General features: G+C 70.7%; 17 protein-coding genes and 2 tRNA genes. 4 read left to right on the forward strand and 15 right to left on the reverse strand.

The window, feature by feature from the left end; genetic code table 11:
• Nucleotides 1-76: 76 nt before the first annotated feature.
• The 3 genes from ACFHWY_RS05180 to leuC form a co-directional block, all read right to left on the reverse strand.
• Nucleotides 77-739, reverse strand: coding sequence for an HU family DNA-binding protein (locus ACFHWY_RS05180; protein ID WP_416578917.1), 663 nt, complete (start codon nucleotides 737-739; stop codon nucleotides 77-79).
• A 172-nt stretch (nucleotides 740-911) separates the two neighbouring features.
• Nucleotides 912-1,499 carry a 3-isopropylmalate dehydratase small subunit gene (gene leuD, locus ACFHWY_RS05185; RefSeq protein WP_416578918.1) on the reverse strand — a complete coding sequence of 196 codons (588 nt, stop codon included), beginning with the start codon at nucleotides 1,497-1,499 and terminating at the stop codon, nucleotides 912-914.
• Nucleotides 1,500-1,513: 14 nt separating this feature from the next.
• Nucleotides 1,514-2,959, reverse strand: coding sequence for a 3-isopropylmalate dehydratase large subunit (gene leuC, locus ACFHWY_RS05190; protein WP_416578919.1), 1,446 nt, complete (start codon nucleotides 2,957-2,959; stop codon nucleotides 1,514-1,516).
• A gap of 49 nt (nucleotides 2,960-3,008) precedes the next feature.
• Here leuC and ACFHWY_RS05195 point away from each other — a divergent pair, with 49 nt between their 5' ends.
• Nucleotides 3,009-3,695, forward strand: coding sequence for an IclR family transcriptional regulator (locus ACFHWY_RS05195; protein WP_416578920.1), 687 nt, complete (start codon nucleotides 3,009-3,011; stop codon nucleotides 3,693-3,695).
• 119 nt (nucleotides 3,696-3,814) lie between these two features.
• On the opposite strand, the gene ACFHWY_RS05200 is transcribed toward ACFHWY_RS05195, so the two are convergent.
• The 3 genes from ACFHWY_RS05200 to ACFHWY_RS05210 all read right to left on the reverse strand — a co-directional run bounded on the left by ACFHWY_RS05200 (nucleotide 3,815) and on the right by ACFHWY_RS05210 (nucleotide 4,997).
• Nucleotides 3,815-3,887 (reverse strand) — tRNA-Glu (locus tag ACFHWY_RS05200).
• A gap of 138 nt (nucleotides 3,888-4,025) precedes the next feature.
• Nucleotides 4,026-4,097, reverse strand: a tRNA-Gln gene (locus ACFHWY_RS05205).
• A gap of 96 nt (nucleotides 4,098-4,193) precedes the next feature.
• Complete coding sequence (locus tag ACFHWY_RS05210) at nucleotides 4,194-4,997, reverse strand: fumarylacetoacetate hydrolase family protein (RefSeq protein ID WP_416578921.1); 804 nt, start codon at nucleotides 4,995-4,997, stop codon at nucleotides 4,194-4,196.
• A 135-nt stretch (nucleotides 4,998-5,132) separates the two neighbouring features.
• Between ACFHWY_RS05210 and ACFHWY_RS05215 the strand changes: the two genes are divergently transcribed.
• Both ACFHWY_RS05215 and ACFHWY_RS05220 read left to right on the forward strand, forming a co-directional pair.
• Nucleotides 5,133-6,437 carry a hypothetical protein gene (locus ACFHWY_RS05215; RefSeq protein ID WP_416578922.1) on the forward strand — a complete coding sequence of 435 codons (1,305 nt, stop codon included), beginning with the start codon at nucleotides 5,133-5,135 and terminating at the stop codon, nucleotides 6,435-6,437.
• Between the two features lie 96 nt (nucleotides 6,438-6,533).
• Nucleotides 6,534-7,427, forward strand: a complete 894-nt coding sequence (locus tag ACFHWY_RS05220) for a 3-methyladenine DNA glycosylase (protein ID WP_416578923.1) — start codon at nucleotides 6,534-6,536, stop codon at nucleotides 7,425-7,427.
• Between the two features lie 42 nt (nucleotides 7,428-7,469).
• On the opposite strand, the gene arfB is transcribed toward ACFHWY_RS05220, so the two are convergent.
• The 8 genes from arfB to cimA all read right to left on the reverse strand — a co-directional run bounded on the left by arfB (nucleotide 7,470) and on the right by cimA (nucleotide 15,023).
• Nucleotides 7,470-7,895: an alternative ribosome rescue aminoacyl-tRNA hydrolase ArfB gene (arfB, locus tag ACFHWY_RS05225; RefSeq protein ID WP_416578924.1), complete on the reverse strand. Its 426-nt coding sequence runs from the start codon at nucleotides 7,893-7,895 to the stop codon at nucleotides 7,470-7,472.
• A gap of 9 nt (nucleotides 7,896-7,904) precedes the next feature.
• Entirely contained in the window at nucleotides 7,905-8,201 is a 297-nt protein-coding gene (locus ACFHWY_RS05230) for a hypothetical protein (protein WP_416578925.1), read from the reverse strand.
• Between the two features lie 109 nt (nucleotides 8,202-8,310).
• Nucleotides 8,311-9,174, reverse strand: a complete 864-nt coding sequence (locus ACFHWY_RS05235; RefSeq protein WP_416578926.1) for a S1C family serine protease — start codon at nucleotides 9,172-9,174, stop codon at nucleotides 8,311-8,313.
• 73 nt (nucleotides 9,175-9,247) lie between these two features.
• On the reverse strand, nucleotides 9,248-10,207 hold the full coding sequence (locus tag ACFHWY_RS05240) for a VWA domain-containing protein (RefSeq protein WP_416578927.1): 960 nt from the start codon (nucleotides 10,205-10,207) through the stop codon (nucleotides 9,248-9,250).
• The gene (locus tag ACFHWY_RS05245; protein ID WP_416579028.1) at nucleotides 10,204-11,196 is read right to left on the reverse strand and encodes a DUF58 domain-containing protein; all 993 of its coding nucleotides are present in this window, start codon (nucleotides 11,194-11,196) and stop codon (nucleotides 10,204-10,206) included. The genes ACFHWY_RS05240 and ACFHWY_RS05245 overlap by 4 nt, the downstream gene beginning before the upstream one ends.
• A gap of 26 nt (nucleotides 11,197-11,222) precedes the next feature.
• A complete protein-coding gene (locus ACFHWY_RS05250) occupies nucleotides 11,223-12,266 on the reverse strand; it encodes an AAA family ATPase (protein ID WP_416578928.1) in 1,044 nt (347 codons plus the stop codon).
• 189 nt (nucleotides 12,267-12,455) lie between these two features.
• Entirely contained in the window at nucleotides 12,456-12,917 is a 462-nt protein-coding gene (locus tag ACFHWY_RS05255; RefSeq protein WP_416578929.1) for a hypothetical protein, read from the reverse strand.
• A gap of 513 nt (nucleotides 12,918-13,430) precedes the next feature.
• Complete coding sequence (gene cimA / locus ACFHWY_RS05260; protein ID WP_416578930.1) at nucleotides 13,431-15,023, reverse strand: citramalate synthase; 1,593 nt, start codon at nucleotides 15,021-15,023, stop codon at nucleotides 13,431-13,433.
• Between the two features lie 294 nt (nucleotides 15,024-15,317).
• On the opposite strand from cimA, the gene ACFHWY_RS05265 reads away from it, so the two are divergent.
• The gene (locus ACFHWY_RS05265; protein ID WP_416578931.1) at nucleotides 15,318-16,058 is read left to right on the forward strand and encodes a tyrosine-protein phosphatase; all 741 of its coding nucleotides are present in this window, start codon (nucleotides 15,318-15,320) and stop codon (nucleotides 16,056-16,058) included.
• A gap of 67 nt (nucleotides 16,059-16,125) precedes the next feature.
• On the opposite strand, the gene ACFHWY_RS05270 is transcribed toward ACFHWY_RS05265, so the two are convergent.
• On the reverse strand, nucleotides 16,126-17,223 hold the full coding sequence (locus tag ACFHWY_RS05270) for a branched-chain amino acid aminotransferase (protein WP_416578932.1): 1,098 nt from the start codon (nucleotides 17,221-17,223) through the stop codon (nucleotides 16,126-16,128).
• Nucleotides 17,224-17,378 lie beyond the last annotated feature (155 nt).

Genomic DNA, 17,378 nt, shown 5'->3' on the forward strand with positions numbered 1-17,378 from the left:
TGGCGGCGACACGCCGATGTGCCGGGAACGGCGAGGGCGCCCGCCATCACGGCGGGCGCCCTCTCGTACGACCGGCTCAGCGCCGGGTGGCTGTCTTTCTGGCCGGCGCCTTCTTCGCCGGAGCCTTCTTGGCTGTCGCGGTCTTCTTCGCCGTGGCGGTCTTCTTTGCCGCCGTCGACTTGGTCGCCGTGGCGGTCTTCTTCGCCGGTGCGGTCTTCTTCGCCGGTGCCGCCTTCTTCGTGGCGGTCTTCTTGGCCGCCGCCGTCGACTTGGCCGGCGCGGTCTTGCTGGTGGTGGTCTTCTTGGCCGCCGTGGTCCTGCTGGCGGTGGTCTTCTTTGCTGCGGTGCTCTTCGCCGCGGTCGTCTTCTTCGCGGTGGTCGCCTTGGCACCGGTCGCCTTCGCGCCGGTGGTCCGGGTGCTGGCCGTGGCGGTCTTCTTCGCCGCAGCCGTGGCCTTCGGCACCTTGCCGCTGGCCACCATCTCCTTGAACCCTGCGCCCGGGCGGAAGGTCGGCACCGAGGTCTTCTTGACCTTCACCGCCTCCCCCGTACGCGGGTTCCGGGCTGTTCGCGCGCCCCGTACGCGCTTCTCGAACGCCCCGAAACCGGTGATCGCCACTTTCTCGCCCTTGGTGACCGCCGCCTGGACCTCAGCGAGTACCGCGTCGAGCGCGGCCGTCGCCGTTTTCCGGTCCCCCAGGCGAACGGCGAGGGCCTCGATGAGCTCGGCCTTGTTCACGACTTCCTCCTGATTGTGCAACTGACTCGACGCGAGCCATTCTGCGCGCACCGTATGCCCTGTGCTGCCGGGACACAAACATTCGGTGGAAAAAAGCCCTTGTGTCGTAACGGTTTCGCCCCCACCGGTGGCACCGGTGGGGGCGAAATCGAGTACGGGGGGCGGCGAACGGCTACCCGACCCGGGGCAGGAAGGCCGGCCGACTGGCCTCGAAGACGCTGATCTGCGCCTCGTGCCGGAGGGTGAGTCCAATGTCGTCCAAGCCCTCGATCAGCCGCCACCGGCTGAAGTCGTCGAGCGGGAACGACCAGGCGGCGTCGCCGGCCCGGACCTCCCGGGCGGTCAGGTCGACGGTGACCCGGGTGGTCGGATCCGACTCGACCAGGTCCCAGATTTCCTCGACGGCTTTCAATTCCAGCTCGACCGGAAGTAGCCCTTCCTTGAGGGCGTTGCCGCGGAAGATGTCACCGAAGCGCGGCGAGATCACGGCCCGGAAGCCGAAGTCGCGCAACGCCCACACGGCGTGCTCACGCGACGACCCGGTGCCGAACTCGGGACCGGCTACCAGAATCGACGCACCCCTATACGCTTGATCGTTGAGTACGAATCGGGGATCCTCGCGCCACGCGCTGAACAGTCCGTCGGCAAATCCGGTGCGGGTCACCCGCTTGAGGTACACGGCGGGGATGATCTGATCGGTGTCCACGTCGGACCGACGCAGCGGCAGCGCGGTGCCGGCGTGCACGGTGAACTTGTCCATCTGTCGCAGCCCTTCTACAGGTCGGCTGGTGCGGCCAGCCGGCCGACGACGGCGGTGGCGGCGGCCACCGGCGGGCTGACCAGGTGGGTGCGCCCACCCCGGCCCTGGCGGCCCTCGAAGTTGCGGTTGGAGGTGGAGGCGGCGCGCTGCCCCGGTGAGAGAGTGTCCGGGTTCATGCCCAGGCACATCGAGCACCCCGCGAAGCGCCACTCGGCACCGGCATCGACGAACACCTTGTCGAGACCTTCAGCCTCGGCGGCCTCGCGAACGGCGGCCGAGCCGGGCACCACCAACATGCGCACCCCGTCGGCGACCGTGTGGCCGCGCAGCACGTCGGCGGCGGCGCGCAGGTCTTCGAGGCGCCCGTTGGTGCACGAGCCGACGAAGACCACGTCGACGGCGAGGTCGCGCAGTGCCGTTCCAGGGTGCAGGTCCATGTACTCCAGTGCCCGCCGGGCGGCGGCCCGCTCCGGTTCGGTGACGAACTCGTCCGGATCCGGTACGGCCGCACCCAGCGGCGCACCCTGGCCCGGGTTTGTGCCCCAGGTGACGAACGGCGTGATCTCGGCGGCGTCCAGGGTCACCTCGGCGTCGAAGGTCGCGCCCTCGTCGGTGGGCAGCGTTCGCCAGTACGCCACCGCCGCCTCCCAGTCGGCCCCCGCCGGAGCGTTCGGCCGCCCCCTGAGGTACGCGAAGGTGGTCTCGTCCGGCGCGATCATGCCGGCCTTGGCACCCCACTCGATGGACATGTTGGCGATGGTCATCCGGCCTTCCATGGACAGCGCCCGGATCGCCTCGCCTCGGTACTCCACGATGTGCCCACGGCCTCCGCCGGTGCCGACCTTGGCGATCAGGGCGAGCACCAGATCCTTCGCGGTCACCCCGGGGCGCAGTTGGCCGTCGGCGGTGACCGCCATGGTCTTCGGCCGGCCCTGTGGCAAGGTCTGGGTGGCGAGGACGTGCTCGACCTCACTGGTGCCGATGCCGAAGGCCAGGGCGCCGAACGCGCCGTGGGTGGCGGTATGCGAGTCGCCGCAGACGATCGTCATGCCGGGCTGGGTGAGGCCGAGCTGCGGCCCGATGACGTGCACGATCCCCTGGTTGGCGTCGCCTAGTGGGTGCAGCTTCACGCCGAACTCGGCGCAGTTGCGCCGCAGCGTCTCGATCTGGGTCCGGGAGGTCGGATCGGCGATGGTGAGCAGGTCGCCACGGCGCTGCTGGAACGAGACGTCCGCGTACCCGGTCGGGGTGTTGTGATCCTCGGTCGCGAGCGTGAGATCGTTGCGGCGCACCCGGCGGCCGGCCACCCGCAGCCCGTCGAACGCCTGCGGGCTGGTCACCTCGTGCAGCAGATGCAGGTCGATGAAGAGCAGGTCGGGCTCACCATCGGCGGACCGGACGACGTGCGCGTCCCAGACCTTCTCGGCCAGGGTCCTCGGCTCAGGCGTGACTCCCACCATCTGGACATCCTAAATTCTGGGAGGTAAGTTTCGGCTTGTGGGACACAGTATGAGCGGTGTCGGCGTTCTCGACAAGGCGGTGGTCATCCTGGCCGCCTGTGTCGACGGCGCCAGCCTGGCCGAACTCGTTGAACGCACCAAGCTGCCCCGAGCCACCGCGCACCGGTTGGCGCAGGCGCTGGAGATCCACCGGATGCTTGTCCGGGACACCCAGGGTCGCTGGCGTCCGGGCCCACGCATGGGTGAGCTGGCGAACGCGGCGCCGGACGTGCTGCTGACCGCGGCCGAGCCACTGCTGGCGGCGTTGCGGGACGCCACCGGCGAGAGCGCCCAGCTCTACCTGCGGCGGGCGGACGAACGGATCTGCGTGGCCGCCGCCGAGCGGGCCAGTGGGCTGCGGGACACCGTGCCGGTGGGTTCGGTGCTGCCGATGATCGCCGGCTCGGCGGCGCAGATCCTGCTCGCCTGGGAGCCACCCGAGGCGGTGATGCCGCTGCTGCCCCGGTCCAAGTTCACCGGCCGGACCCTCGCCGAGGTACGTCGCCGTGGCTGGGCGCAGAGCGTCGCCGAACGCGAAGCCGGCGTGGCGAGCGTCTCGGCTCCGATCCGCGACCGGACCGGCCGCGTCATCGCCGCGATCAGCATTTCCGGCCCGATCGAGCGCCTCGGCCGCCGCCCCGGCGAACGCCACGCCATGGCCGTGGTCCGCGCCGGCCAACGCCTCTCCGGCCTCTGACCAGGCACGAAATCCCGATCAACGGAGGTTGGGAGGAAAGGTCGGAAGGCTGGCGGAGGCGCTCAGGTGAAAGGAAACGACTCGTCCCGCCTGAGCGGAACGAGCCGTACCTCAATTTGTAGCCCCGACCGGATTCGAACCGGCGCTACCGCCTTGAGAGGGCGGCGTCCTGGGCCACTAGACGACGGGGCCAGAACTTTTGCGGCACCGCCCTGTCAGGCGGTGCCGCTGAACCCTACCAGATCTTTCGCGACCGAGCCCCTCGCGGTGCATCGGTGACGAACTCCACCAGAATCCAGCGACCTCGATTCTTGACGAATCTCGGCTGCGCTGGGGTACCAGGACTCGAACCTAGACTAACTGAACCAGAATCAGTTGGGCTGCCAATTACCCCATACCCCAATGGCGCCTCGCGGCACCGAGGTCGAACTTTACCCTCCCCGGCACCGACAGGCCAAATCGACTTCCCAAAACGCACATGAGCTGCGAAAACAGGGATCAGGTCGCAGACACCACCGGGTTGGTCAGCTCGCCGATCCCCTCGATCCGGACGCTCACCGTATCCCCCTCGACGAGCGGGCTAACCCCCGCCGGAGTACCGGTCAACACGATGTCGCCGGGCAACAACGTCATCACGTGCGAGACGTACGACACAAGTGCCGGCACGTCGAAGACCATGTCCCCGGTACGGCCCAGCTGACGGACCTCCATCTCCTCCGGATCGCGCCCCACCTCGCAGCGGACCTCCAGGTCGGTGACGTCGAGTCCGGTGGTGATCCACGGACCGATCGGACAGAACGAGTCGAACCCCTTGGCCCGGGTCCACTGACTGTCGGAACGTTGCAGGTCGCGAGCGGTGACGTCGTTGGCGCAGGTGTAACCGAAGATCGCCCGCTCCGCGGCGACCCGGTCCGCCCGACGGGCACCCGGCGCACCGATCACCACCGCCAGTTCGGCCTCGTGCTCGACCTGCTTGCTGAACTCCGGCAGCCGGATCGCGTCCCAAGGGCCGATGACGGAGGTGGAAGGCTTGAGGAAGAGCAGCGGCTCCTTCGGCACCTCGTGGCCGTGCTCGACGGCGTGCTCGGCGTAGTTGCGGCCGACGCAGACCACCTTGCTGGGCAGGATCGGCGAGAGCAGCCGGACGTCGGACAACGCCCAGCGGACACCGCTGAACGTGATCTGGCCGAACGGGTGGCCGGAGATCTCCGCGACGGTGAGTCCTTGGGGGCTCGCCTCCGGTTCCCCCTCGACGACGCCGAACGACATTCCCTTGGCATGAGCGAAACGAGCGATACGCACCAGGCCAATCTAGTCCCGCCGGCAGCCGGGCTGGGCGCACCTTACAGGTGACGGTCACCTCCCAGGCTGGATTCACCGCTTCGTACCCGCACGGCGGGCGGCCGCACCTAGCGTCGGCGGCGGAGGTTCGTTGGTATGCCTGCATCGAGACGACACCACAGGACCCTCGCGGCGATCGTGCACTGCGTCGGTCTGCTCACCGCCCTGCCGATCCTGCCGGCGGCCACCACACCGGCGGCCGAACGGCCCCGGGCATCCACCGTCGCGGCGGCAGGACGGCCCGGGGCGGCGGCCACGCCCGATCCCAGTATGCCGGCGGCGCCGCCGGCGGTGCCCACGCCGACGCGGGTCGCCTCGCCGGTCGCCAAACCGGAGATCAGCGTTGCGGTCACGCCCGACAACACCGCCGAACCCGGGTACCGGATCAAGGTCCACAACCGGGGCGACGCACCGGTCGACACCACCGTGCGCCAGGAACTGCCGCAAGGGCTGCACGCCAGCACGATCAGCGACGGAGGCCGGGAGACGCGCCCCGGGGCGTCGGCGACGACCGAGGTGACCTGGCGCCTGAAGCTGCCGCCGCGCAGCACCACCACGCTGGGCACCACGCTCACCACCACGGCGACCCGGCAGCCGGTGACCGCACCGGCGTGCGCCTTCTCCAGCGACGGCCGGCGGCCGTACGACTGCTCGACCGCCACCTGGACCGCGCCGGGCGCGGTCGCGGACGAGGCGCAGGAACCGGCGGGATGGCGTCGCCAGCTGCCCGCACTGCTCGCTGGCGTGGTCGCGGTGCTGGTGCTCGGCATCGCGGGACTGCTCACCTGGCGGCGCCGCCGCCCGGTGGCCGCCGCGCTCGCCACGGACGGGCCGGGCACGATCTATCCCCGCCCGGCCACTCCCCGCCCGCCGGCCCGGCGGCGCAAGCCACCGGTCTGGGTGGTGGTGCCGATCGCCGCCGCGGTGCTCGCCGGCACGGTCGGTGCGGCCACCTGGTCCGCTACCCAGCGGGTCACCGCGATCGACACCGACAGCCGGCCGACCAGCGGGGCGTGGAAGGGCACCGGCGCCAGTGGCGAGCTGGGCATGCCGCTGCGCGAGGATGCGTTCGAGTTCACCGTCTACCGGATGACCTGCGAACCGGGCCGGACCGCCCGGCAGTGCCATACCACCCTCGGGGTTCGTAACCTGACCCGGGAGAACCAGGTCTGGCACGGCAAGCTGCAGCGGGCGTACCTGGCGAACGGGAACTGGGTCACCACCGACGAGCAGGCCACCCGCCGGGCGAACCAGGGACGGGACGTCTTCGCCCAGCCGATGGCGGCGGGCAGCCGCATGGTGCTGCCGCTGGTCTTCACGATCAACGGGCGCGAGACGCCGCAACGGCTGGAACTGCGCAGCGGTGTCTTCTCCGCCGGGGTGCGGGTGGCCGTGCCCTGACCGGCGGCGGGGCCGGCGGCCGTACCCTGGGCTGGTGACCGCTGTCCTCGCCCCCACCACAGCCGACCGGCAGGGCCACCCGGCGGGGGCGGACCGGTGACCAGCCTTCCCGCGACAACCTGGCGCCGCCTGCTGGAGGCCCACCAGCAGCGCGCCGACTTCCTCACCGCGGACCACCGTGCCCGCAGGGCCGCACGGGAACATCACGCCATCGACGATTTTCTGTACGAGTACTACGGCACCAGGCCCGCGGTGCTGCGCCGTTGGCACCCGGGCGTCGGCGTCGGCCTTGAGCCCGGGCCCGACGGCTCAGCGCCGCAACGGCAGTGGCGCTGGTACGCGACCGAGCCGGATGGGTCGACACAGCTCGACAGCACGGCGTTCCTCACCGACCGGGCCGACTCGGTGCGCTTCATCCACCGCCTGCTGTCCGCGATCGCCTCGCGGCCGGCCTTCACCGGCTGCTTCGGCCTGCACGAGTGGGCGATGGTGTACCGCCAACGTGAGCACCGGCATCCGCTGCCCCTACGCCTCGGACAGGCGGGCACCGACGCGGTGGTCGACTCGCACCACATGCGCTGCACGCACTTCGACGCGTTCCGGTTCTTCACTCCCGCCGCCGTGGACCTCAACCGCCTGCGTCCCACCCGGGCGAGCCAGGTGCAGCTTGACCAACCGGGCTGCCTGCACGCCTCGATGGACTGCCACAAGTGGGCTACCAAGCTGGGCCCCGCCGTCCCCGGAGACCTGGCCCTCGACTGCTTCGAACTGGCTCGGGACATCCGGCTGCTCGACATGCGGGCCTCCCCGTACGATCTCTCCTCCTACGGTGAACCGGCGGTGCCGATCGAGACTCCGGAGGGCAAGGCCGAGTATGTGGCCCGTCAGCGCGAGTTCGCACAGCGTGCCGGCGAACTGCGAGCCCGGCTGATCGAGGTCTGTGCGGCATTGCTCGACCAGCCGGAGCCGGCAGCTCGGGCGGTACGGTAGGCCCGGCGGAACCGCAGTGCCCGCGAAACCGCAGGGCCGCGGCTACTCGCCGTCCACTCGCCGGTCGCGCTTGCGCTGGGCGCGACGCTTCTTCTCGGCCAGCCGTCGTTCCTTGGCTCCCCGCGACGGTCGGGTCGGGCGGCGGGGCGGAGGCGGCGGGGCCACCGCGGCTCGCAGCAGTGAGAGCAGCCGCTGCCGGGCCGCCTCACGGTTCGCCAGTTGCGCCCGGTGCTCACTCGCGGCGACGGTCAGCACCCCGTCGACCAGGCGCCCGGCGAGCCGGTCCAGTAGCCGGGCGCGGAGCGACTCAGGAATGCTCGACGAGCCGGCCACGTCGAAGCTCAGCTCGACCCGGGAGTCGGTGGTGTTGACTCCCTGGCCACCCGGCCCGGACGACCGGGAGAAGCGCTCCCGCAACTCGGCGTCGGGCAGCACCCACCGGTCGGTCACCCGCAGTCCCTCGTCCACGCCCTGAGGTTAGCTTGCGGGCCGTTCGTCCGGAGAGGTGCTCGGGTTCGGCGTCACCGGCGCCGGATCCTCGTCTCCACCGGCGGCGGCGTAAGCGACCGCGCCGATCAGCAACAGGGCGATCACGCCGACTTTCGTGGTGACCACCTTGATCAGTAGCCACGCGGCGTGACGCGCGCCCGGCACGGTCTTCTTCGCCGCCTGGTAGTCGTTCCAACCCCGTCGGGCACGCGCGTACGACGAGCCGACGCCACTTCCGATAATGAGGCCCACCAGCAGGAGGACCGCGATGAGAGGACGCTCCACCCACGCCAGTATCCATACCCAGCGTCATATTTCCATGCCCCGATCACCGGCCGCCGATATCCGACAGATCGCCCCATCTCTCAGTAATCGGACAGTGGCTCTGTGTGACTTATCCACCCTTGCCGATGATCGTGTCGGCGGTCTGCTGCACCTGCTCGATCGGGATGGCGAAGCCGATCCCGATCGAGCCGTTGCCGTCGATAGTGGCGATCGCGGTGTTCACTCCGACCACCTCACCCCGCGCGTTGACCAGCGGTCCGCCCGAGTTGCCCGGGTTGATGGAGGCATCTGTCTGCACCGCCCGATGCCGGTTGTCGCCGAGCCGTACCTGCCGATCCAGCGCGCTGACGATGCCGGCGGTGACCGTGCCGGGAAGCCCCAGCGGCGAGCCGACGGCCAGCACCGGTTCACCCACCCGGGTCGACCCTTGCCGGGCCAGCGGCAACGGCGCCAGGCCCGCCGACGACGGCACCTTGAGCACCGCGAGATCGCTGCCAGGTTCCCTACCCACCACCTCCGCCGCGAACCGCCGGCCGTCCGGTAGCTCCACCGTCACCGGCCCGGCCCGCCCCTTGGCCAAGATGTGGTCGTTGGTGATGATGTGCTGCTCGGCGTCCACCGCGAAGCCGGAACCGCTCGCCGAACCGCCACCGGCCCCGCCGACCAGCACCGACACCACACCGGGCACGGTCTTCTCGGCGGCCGTCACCAGCTCGGCCGGCACCGGTGCGGCCGACGCCGCGGCCGGCCCCGCGACGCCGTCGCGGCCGGCCACCCAGCCGCCGGCCAGCCCCCCCGACCCGGTGGACAGCGCCACCACGGCCAACCCCGCCAGCAGCCGACGGCGCCAACCCCAGGCCGCCCGGTCCCCTGAACCCGACCCGCCGTCCGGCCCGTCCCGTCCGTCCGGGCCCAGGTCCGGCGAGACGAACCAGGGACCGCGCGGCTCACCCAGTCCGGTCTGTACAGCCATCTAGGTACGCTCCTCACGTGCGCGGCCACCCGCCGGCCGCTGCTGAGAATCGGTTGTGCCGGTCCCGACGAGGTCAGGGCAGGCGGGAGAACCACCGCATCGAGCCGTACGCCGCACCCATCGCGAACACCAGCCCGATCCCGATGAACCGCGCCGAGACGTCCTGCCGCACCTTCCGCCACCCCACCGAGCTACCGATGTCGTCGTAGACGGCACGCAGCTCGTCGCTCGTACCCGCCTCGTGGAAGCCGCCCCCGGTCTCCTCGGCGACGGCCTGCAACGTCTCACCGTCCACCGGCACTCGGATCGGCCGCCCGCCACGGTCGACGAAACCGCCCGGCGTACCGAACGAAATGGTGTGCACCGGCACCTCGACGGCGACGGCGTCGGCGGCGGCCTCCATCGGGTCCATGCCCGAGGTGTTCGCCCCGTCGGAGAGCAGGATGATGCGGGCCGGCGGCGGCTGGGTCGCGGCCATCTCGTCCAGCGCCTTCACCGCGCCCAGCGAGGTGTTGATGGCCTCGCCGATCGCGGTACCCTGCACACCGGTCACCCCCTCGGCGAGGCGTTCGATCCCGTCGTGCAACGCCTCCCGGTCGGTGCTCGGTGGCACCAGCACCGCGGCGCTGCCCGCGAATGCCACCAGCCCGACGTTGAACTCTCCGGGCAGTCCGTCGACGAACCGCCCCGCGGCCCGCTTGGCCGCGCTGAGCCGGTCCGGGTCGACGTCGGTGGCGAGCATCGAGGTGGAGACGTCCACCGCCACCATCACGGTGGCCCGTTCCCTGGGCACCCGCACCTCGGCGGTGGGCCGGGCGAAGCCGACGACCAGCAGGGCCAGCATGGCCAGGAAGAGGCCGGCCGGCAGATGCCGACGCCAGGTCGGGCGCTGGGGCGCCACCCGGTCGAGCAACCGCAGATTGGTGAACCGGAGGGCGTAGCGGCTGCGGCGGCGCTGCGCCACGAGGTACGCCACGGCCAGGGCCGCCACGCCGATGAGCAGCCAGAGCCGGACGGGCGACTCCCAGATCACGCGACACCGCCCCGCCGCGGCGCGCCCGAGGCGGTGGCCAGCCGCCGCTGCGCGTGCACGTGCCGCACGATGTCGACCGCCCAGTCCCGGTCGGTGCGGAGCCCCAGGTGGGTCGCGCCGGATCGGCGCAGCGAGTGCCGCACCTGGTCACGCTGGGCCGCCGCAGCCTCCGCGTACCGTTCGCGCAGGCGGCGGTCACCGGTCCACACCTCGCGACACCTGCCGGTCTCAGGATCGGTGAGCGTGATCAGGCCGACGTCCGGCAGTTCCAGCTCGCGCGGATCGGTGATCTCGACCGCGAGCACCTGGTGCCGCACGACCAGCCGACGCAGCGGGCGTTCCCAGCGGGCCGGGAACCCCGGCTCGTCGGGCAGGCCGTCGAGGAAGTCGGAGACCACCACCACCAGGCCACGCCGGTTCGCCACCCGGTGCACCGCCGCGAGTGCCTCGGCCAGATCCGCCCCAGAGTGGGCGAACCGCGACGTGGTGTTCGAGCCGGCAGCGCTGCGCGGCCCGGCCAGCAGCGCGCGCAGCAGCCCGAACAGGTGATTGCGTCCGCCCCGGGCCGGTACCCGGTGCAGCCCGTACGGGGTGAGGACCTGCGCGCCGAGCCGGTTGCCCGGCCCGGCGGTGAGGAAGCCGATGGTGGCGACCGCCGCCACCGTCAGCTCACGCTTGTCCAGCTCCGCGGTTCCGAACTCCATGCTGGGGCTGGCGTCGACCAGCAGCCAGGTGGTCAGCTCCCGGTCGGCGTCCACCTCCCGCACGTGTGCCACAGCGGTACGGGCGGTGACCGACCAGTCCATCCGGCGTACCTCGTCCTCACCGGGCCGGTACTCGCGGCTGCCCGCAGGTTCGCTGCCCGGGCCGGGCAGCAGGCCGCGGCGCTCGCCGTGCAGCAGGCCGTCGAGGCGTCGGGTCACGGTCAGCTCCAGCTGGCGTAGCCGCTGGTCGGGGGTGAGGTCCGTCATCGCCGGTTCCGGTGCCATGGGTGCCGGCGCGCTGCGACGTCCCATCAGGCGACCACCAGCTCGGGCGCGTATCCGGCATGCCCGGTCGCCGCCACCCGGGGCGGCGGAACCGCCTCGACCAGCCGTCGGACGACCCACTCGGCGCTCACACCGTCGGCGATCGCGTCGAAGGAGAGCACCAACCGGTGCGCCAGCACGTCCACCGACAGCTCCCGGACGTCGTCGGGCAGGACGTACTCCCGGCCTCGCAGTAGGGCCTGGGCGCGAGCGGCGGCAACGAGGCCGAGGGTGGCGCGCGGACTGGCACCGTAGGCGAGCAGCGGCGCGATCTCCGGTACGCCGAACCGGCCCGGTTCGCGGGTCGCGAGGATGAGCCGGACCACGTACTCGGCGATGGCGTGGTGCACGAAGACCTGCCGGGCCCGGCGCTGTAGCTCGCGCAACCGGTCCGGGTCGAGCACCGGGTGGGCCGTGGGACGCTCGGCGCTCATCCGGTAGAGGATGGCCAGCTCGTCCTCACCGCCGGGATAGCCCACGACGATCCTCATGAGGAAACGGTCCCGTTGGGCTTCGGGCAGCTGGTAGACCCCTTCGGACTCGATGGGGTTCTGGGTGGCCAGCACGAGGAACGGCTCTGGTACCCGGTGACTTCGCCCGCCGATCGACACCTGCCGCTCGGCCATCGCCTCCAGCAGCGCCGACTGCACTTTCGCCGGCGCCCGGTTGATCTCGTCTGCCAGCACCAGGTTCGCCATGATCGGGCCCAGCTCGACGTCGAAGCTCTCCTTCGAGGCGCGGTAGATCCGGGTGCCGACGATGTCGGAGGGAACGAGGTCGGGGGTGAACTGGATGCGGGAGAAGGTGCCGCCGACCACCGTCGCGAGGGTCTGCGCGGCGAGGGTCTTCGCCACCCCGGGTACGCCCTCCAGCAGGCAGTGTCCGTCGGCGACCAGCGCGGTGAGGAGGCGTTCGACGAGCCGATCCTGCCCGACGATCACGCGTTTGACCTCGTAGAGCGTCTGGTCCAGCTCAGCCGCGGTCGCGTAGGGATCGACCGGGCCGGCCATGGTGTCCGAGATGTCCGTCACGGTGCTTGCTTCCCGTGGGGGCCCTCGGACAAACGTCGGAATTTCCGGCCCTCGGCACCCCAGACCCCGTGACGACACCGTTAGCGCCTGGATCGCCGCTTACCGGACAGACGGCGCCTGGCGAAGCCGGCGACGGAAGCGAACGGCGACGGCCCCCGTCGAGGACAGGGGCCGTCGGCGGTTCGCGGATCAGCGGTGGACGAGCAGATGGAAGGGCAGGTCGGCGGCGACGCCCACGGAGTTGCGGGTCTGGATGAAGACCGCGCTCGGGGTGAGCAGGCGCGGGGCCACCGAGACCTCGCCGGCCGGCGGCACGCAGCACGAGCCGGCGTCGCCGATCGTCGCCACGTAGACGGCGGTGGTGACGTTGCTGCCGAACTGCACCTCGTACTGCCCAACGCCGTACTTGATGACGACCCCGGCACCACGGGCCTTGGTGCCGTTGGCGTTGACCACCGTGGCGTAGAAGCCGGCGGCCTGGGTGCCGATCGAGTCGCCCTTGGCGAGGGTGGCCTTCGCGCTGTTCAGCGAAGCCGCGCTGACCGCCGGCTGCTGGGCGGTGCGGGCGGCGGGCTGGGCGGACTCGGCCGTGGGCTTTGCGACGGCGATCCCGCCGCCGGCCAGAGCCAGCGCCAGAGCCGCGATTGCCACCGCAGCCGTCCTACGTCGGAAAAATCTGGTCATGACAGGTCTCCCTTGGTGACCGTGGGGGTACGGCCGACCCGCGACACGCGGGACGGTGGTTACTTTTCCTGGTCGGACGAAAATGCGCATGAGCCGTCGACATATTTCGTTTCGGAATACATTTCAAAACTGGCTGCACCCTGCGACATGTATGCACCCTGAGCTGGTGATACTTCCTCCGGATAGCGGCCCGCCGACCAGCTGGAACGTAGCACTGAAAAACACCTCAGGTCAATAGTCGACCCCTTTTCTAGGACCTGTCGGATCAGCGCCACAATCAGGGATAAGTGAACCTGAATAATCCTTCGCAAACGGCGTTCGACAATTTTTGGCACGAACCGTGAGTCGACGGCGGCCGGTACCACCAACTCGGCGGGACCCCCTGGTCCAGGCGTTGGCGTCCACACTCCCTGTAGCGGCGCTGGACAGCCTGGCACCGCTGGACCTCGCCGCGACACCGCCTACGTTCCAGGAACCGCACTAGACCCGGTGCCGAAGCCCCCGGTCGAGGCCGAAGGTGAGCGCGTCGACCAACGCGTGCCAGCTCGCCTCCACCACGTTGGGATGAACGCCGACCGTGGTCCAGCCGCCGCCCCGGCCGTCGGCCGTCTCGACCAGCACCCGGGTCACCGCGCCGGTGCCGTGGCTGCCCTCCAGGATTCGTACCTTGTAGTCGGCCAACTCGAAGTCGCGCAGCTCCGGATAGTGCCGGCCGAGGCCGACCCGAAGCGCCTCGTCCAAGGCATTGACCGGCCCGTTGCCCTCCGCGGTGGCGATCACCCGTTCACCACGTACCCGGATCTTCACGGTGGCCTCGGAGACGACAGCGCCGTCCTCGCGGTGCTCGACCATCACCCGGTACGACTCCAACGCGAACGGCCGCACCGGCGCGGCGTCCGGCAGTTCACCGCGGACGAGCAGCTCGAACGAGGCGTCCGCCGCCTCGAACGACCAGCCGCCGGCCTCCAACTCCTTGACCCGGTTGGTGACCCGGGACAGCGTCTCCGGATGGCCGGACAGGTCCAGCCCGAGTTCACGACTCTTGAGCTCGATGCTGGCCCGACCGGCCATCTCGGTGACCAGGATCCGCATGTCGTTGCCCACCACCGCCGGTTCGACGTGGTTGTAGAGCAGCGGATCCACCTTGATCGCACTCGCGTGCAGCCCCGCCTTGTGGGCGAAGGCAGCGGCCCCGGCGTACGCCTGGTGGGTGTCGGGGGCAATGTTGGCGATCTCGGCGATGGCGTGGGAGACCCGCACCATCTGCTCCAGGCAGCCCTCCGGTAGGACCGGCAGCCCGAGCTTGAGCTGGAGGTTCGCCACGACGGCGAAGATGTCGGCGTTCCCTGGCCGCTCCCCGTACCCGTTGGCGGTACCCTGCACGTGCTTGACGCCGGCCTCGACGGCTGCGATGGTGTTGGCCACCGCGCAGGCGGTGTCGTTCTGGGCGTGCATACCGAGCAGCTCGGGCACGACGCCGATCCGGTCGCCAAGGTCGGCGATCGTCCGGGTCACCTGGGACGGCAGCATTCCACCGTTGGTGTCGCAGAGCACGAAGCGCTCGGCACCGGCCGCCAGCGCGACCTCCACCACCGACGCGGTGTACGCCGGGTCGTAGCGGTAGCCGTCGAAGGTGTGCTCACCATCGACGAAAACCCGCCGCCCCTCGGCCACGAGATGAGTCACCGTGTCGTGGATCATCGCCAGGTTCTCCTTGGCGGTGGTGCGCAGCGCCCGCTCCACGTGGCGCAGATCTGCCTTGGCCACCAGGGCGACCGCCGAGGTGTGCGCGTCGAGCAGGCCGCGCACCTGCGGGTCGTCGGCGGCGACCGCGCCAGCCCGGCGGGTGGCGCCGAAGGCGACCAGCACCGCGTACCTGAGATCGAGTTCGGTACGCGCCCGGCGGAAGAACTCGGTGTCCTTGGGCACCGCGCCCGGCCACCCACCCTCGATGAACCCGACGCCGAACTCGTCGAGCAGCCGCGCCACGGCGAGCTTGTCGACCACCGAGTAGCTGAGCCCCTCGCGCTGAGCGCCGTCGCGCAGGGTCGTGTCGTAGACCTGGAACGTCATGGGGATCCCTTCGTCAGGCACCGGCCAGCGCAACAAAAAGACCCCCCGCGGCTGCGGGAGGTCTGCGCGCTCGGCAGAGGGGGAGGCCGGCGCGCTAGTTGCCAATAATGCGGGCGGTGCTGGTCACGCTCGGTACTCTGCCACCCTACGGCAGCTGTTGGGAGGCACAATCCACATTCCGGGACGTCCGCCCGGGTCTGGTGTGGTCGCCGGGTCTGGTGTGGTCGCCGGGTCTCCTGTTGGTCGAGTGTAGGGCGGTGGGCAGCTTCCCACCGGCCGCCTACCGTGTCAGGGGTGGACTCCAACGAGCTCAACCGAAGTACCCCGTTCACCACCACCTTCAACTTTCGGGACGTGGGCGGCTACCGCGGTCAGGACGACCGCACCGTACGCACCGGCCGGCTCTACCGTTCCGACTCGCTGCACCGCATCGGCGACGCCGACCGGGACGCCTTCGCGGCGCTCGGCGTGCGGACCGTCATCGATCTGCGCCGCCCGCACGAGGTCGAGCGCGACGGCCGGGTGCCCGACTTCGACGGGCTCACCTACCGGCACATCCACCCCGAGCACGCGCAGTGGGAGGAGCAGCCGTACCAGCCCGGAGGCGACCTGGCCCGCTACCTGGCCGACCGGTACGCCGACCTGGCCCGCACCGGCACCGCCGGGCTCGCCGAGGCGATCGGCCTGATAGCCGAAGGCGCCAACTCGCCGGTGGTGGTGCACTGCGTGGCGGGTAAGGACCGGACCGGCATCGTCTGCGGCCTGACCCTTGCCGTCCTCGGCGTGGACGACACCGAGATCGCGGCGGACTACTCGCTGAGCACCGGGGCGTCAGAGCGGTTCAGTGCCTGGGTCGCCGCGACCTTTCCCGACTCAGCGCCACTACCACCACCGTTCCTGTCGTCGCCGGCCGAGGCGATGCTGCTGTTCCTCGCCGAGATCCGCGAGGGCCACGGCTCCGTGGACGACTACCTGCGCCGCGCCGGCGTCACCGGCGAGCAACTCGCCGCCCTGCGTACCCACCTGCTCGACTGACGCCGCACCGCGCGGTCGCCGCGCACGGTGTCGCGCCGCGTGTTGAGAAGGTGCCCTTCCTTACAGCTCATAGCACGTGGTGGACCCAGTCGTGTGGGTCGGCGGCCTCGCCGCGCTGGAGATCCACCAGCCGCTGACGCAGCGCCATCGTCACCGTTCCGGGCTCACCGCCGGCGACGGCGAACTCCCCGCCGGGGAAGCGCACCCGCCCGATCGGGGTGATCACCGCCGCAGTGCCGCACGCGAAGACCTCGCGGAGCCGCCCGCTCGCGGCGTCCGCCTGCCAGTCGTCGAAGGTCACCGGCCGCTCCTCGACCCGGTGACCGGCCGCCGACGCCAACGTGAGCACCGACTCGCGGGTGATGCCGGGCAGGATCGTGCCGGTCAGCGGCGGCGTGGCGATCGAACCGTCGTCGTAGACGAAGAAGACGTTCATGCCGCCCAGTTCGTCGACGAAGCTGCGCTCGACGGCGTCCAGAAAGACCACCTGCTCGCAGCCGTGCTCGAAGGCTTCGGCCTGGGCGGCCAGCGAGGCGGCGTAGTTGCCGCCACACTTGGCCGCGCCGGTGCCGCCGGGCGCCGCCCGGGTGTAGTCGGGTGAAACCCAGACCGTCACCGGCTTGACCCCACCGGAGAAGTAGGCGCCGACCGGCGACGCGATCACCGAGTAGAGGTACTCGTTGGCTGGACGGACACCGAGGAAGACCTCGCTGGCGAACATGAACGGTCGCAGGTAGAGGCTGCCGTCCGCACCGCCGGGGATCCAGTCCCGGTCGATCTCGATCAGCCGGTGCAGTGAGTCGACGAAGGTTTCCTCCGGCAGCGACGGCATGGCCATCCGGGCGGCGGAGGTGTTGAACCGGGCCGCGTTGGCGTACGGGCGGAACATCGTCACCCCGCCGCCTGCCGTGCGGTACGCCTTCATCCCCTCGAAGATTTCCTGCGCGTAGTGCAGGACGGCGCTGGCGGGATCCATCGGGATCGGCCCGCGTGCCTCGACGCGGGCGTCGTACCAGCCCTTGCCCTCGGCGTAGCGGATGATGACCATGTGGTCGGTGAAGACCCGGCCGAACCCGGGGTTGGCCAGCAGCGCAGCCCGGTCGGTGGCGGATACCGGCGCGGGGTTCGGACGGATCTCGAAGTCGATCTTGTCACCACCGCTCATCGCGCTGACCTCCCTGAGGGACCACGGCATGCGCCGACCGCACGCCGGAAACGTTTTGTGCCAGAAAACCTACCCCGAACGGTCGTTCAGCGGATAGGTCCACCCACGCACAGGTGGCACCGTACCCCGCGGACGCCGCCGGTCGGTGTGTTGCC

This window comes from Micromonospora sp. LOL_024, assembly GCF_048060415.1.
Lineage (GTDB): Bacteria > Actinomycetota > Actinomycetes > Mycobacteriales > Micromonosporaceae > Micromonospora.

Coding starts and splice junctions, on each gene's coding strand:
- ACFHWY_RS05245 (WP_416579028.1), bottom strand. CDS start 11,196: ATGGCACCGGAACCGGCGATGACGGACCTCACCCCCGACCAGCGGCTA.
- leuC (WP_416578919.1), bottom strand. CDS start 2,959: ATGGTGGGAGTCACGCCTGAGCCGAGGACCCTGGCCGAGAAGGTCTGG.
- leuD (WP_416578918.1), bottom strand. CDS start 1,499: ATGGACAAGTTCACCGTGCACGCCGGCACCGCGCTGCCGCTGCGTCGG.
- ACFHWY_RS05195 (WP_416578920.1), top strand. CDS start 3,009: ATGAGCGGTGTCGGCGTTCTCGACAAGGCGGTGGTCATCCTGGCCGCC.
- ACFHWY_RS05235 (WP_416578926.1), bottom strand. CDS start 9,174: ATGGCTGTACAGACCGGACTGGGTGAGCCGCGCGGTCCCTGGTTCGTC.
- ACFHWY_RS05270 (WP_416578932.1), bottom strand. CDS start 17,223: ATGAGCGGTGGTGACAAGATCGACTTCGAGATCCGTCCGAACCCCGCG.
- ACFHWY_RS05215 (WP_416578922.1), top strand. CDS start 5,133: ATGCCTGCATCGAGACGACACCACAGGACCCTCGCGGCGATCGTGCAC.
- cimA (WP_416578930.1), bottom strand. CDS start 15,023: ATGACGTTCCAGGTCTACGACACGACCCTGCGCGACGGCGCTCAGCGC.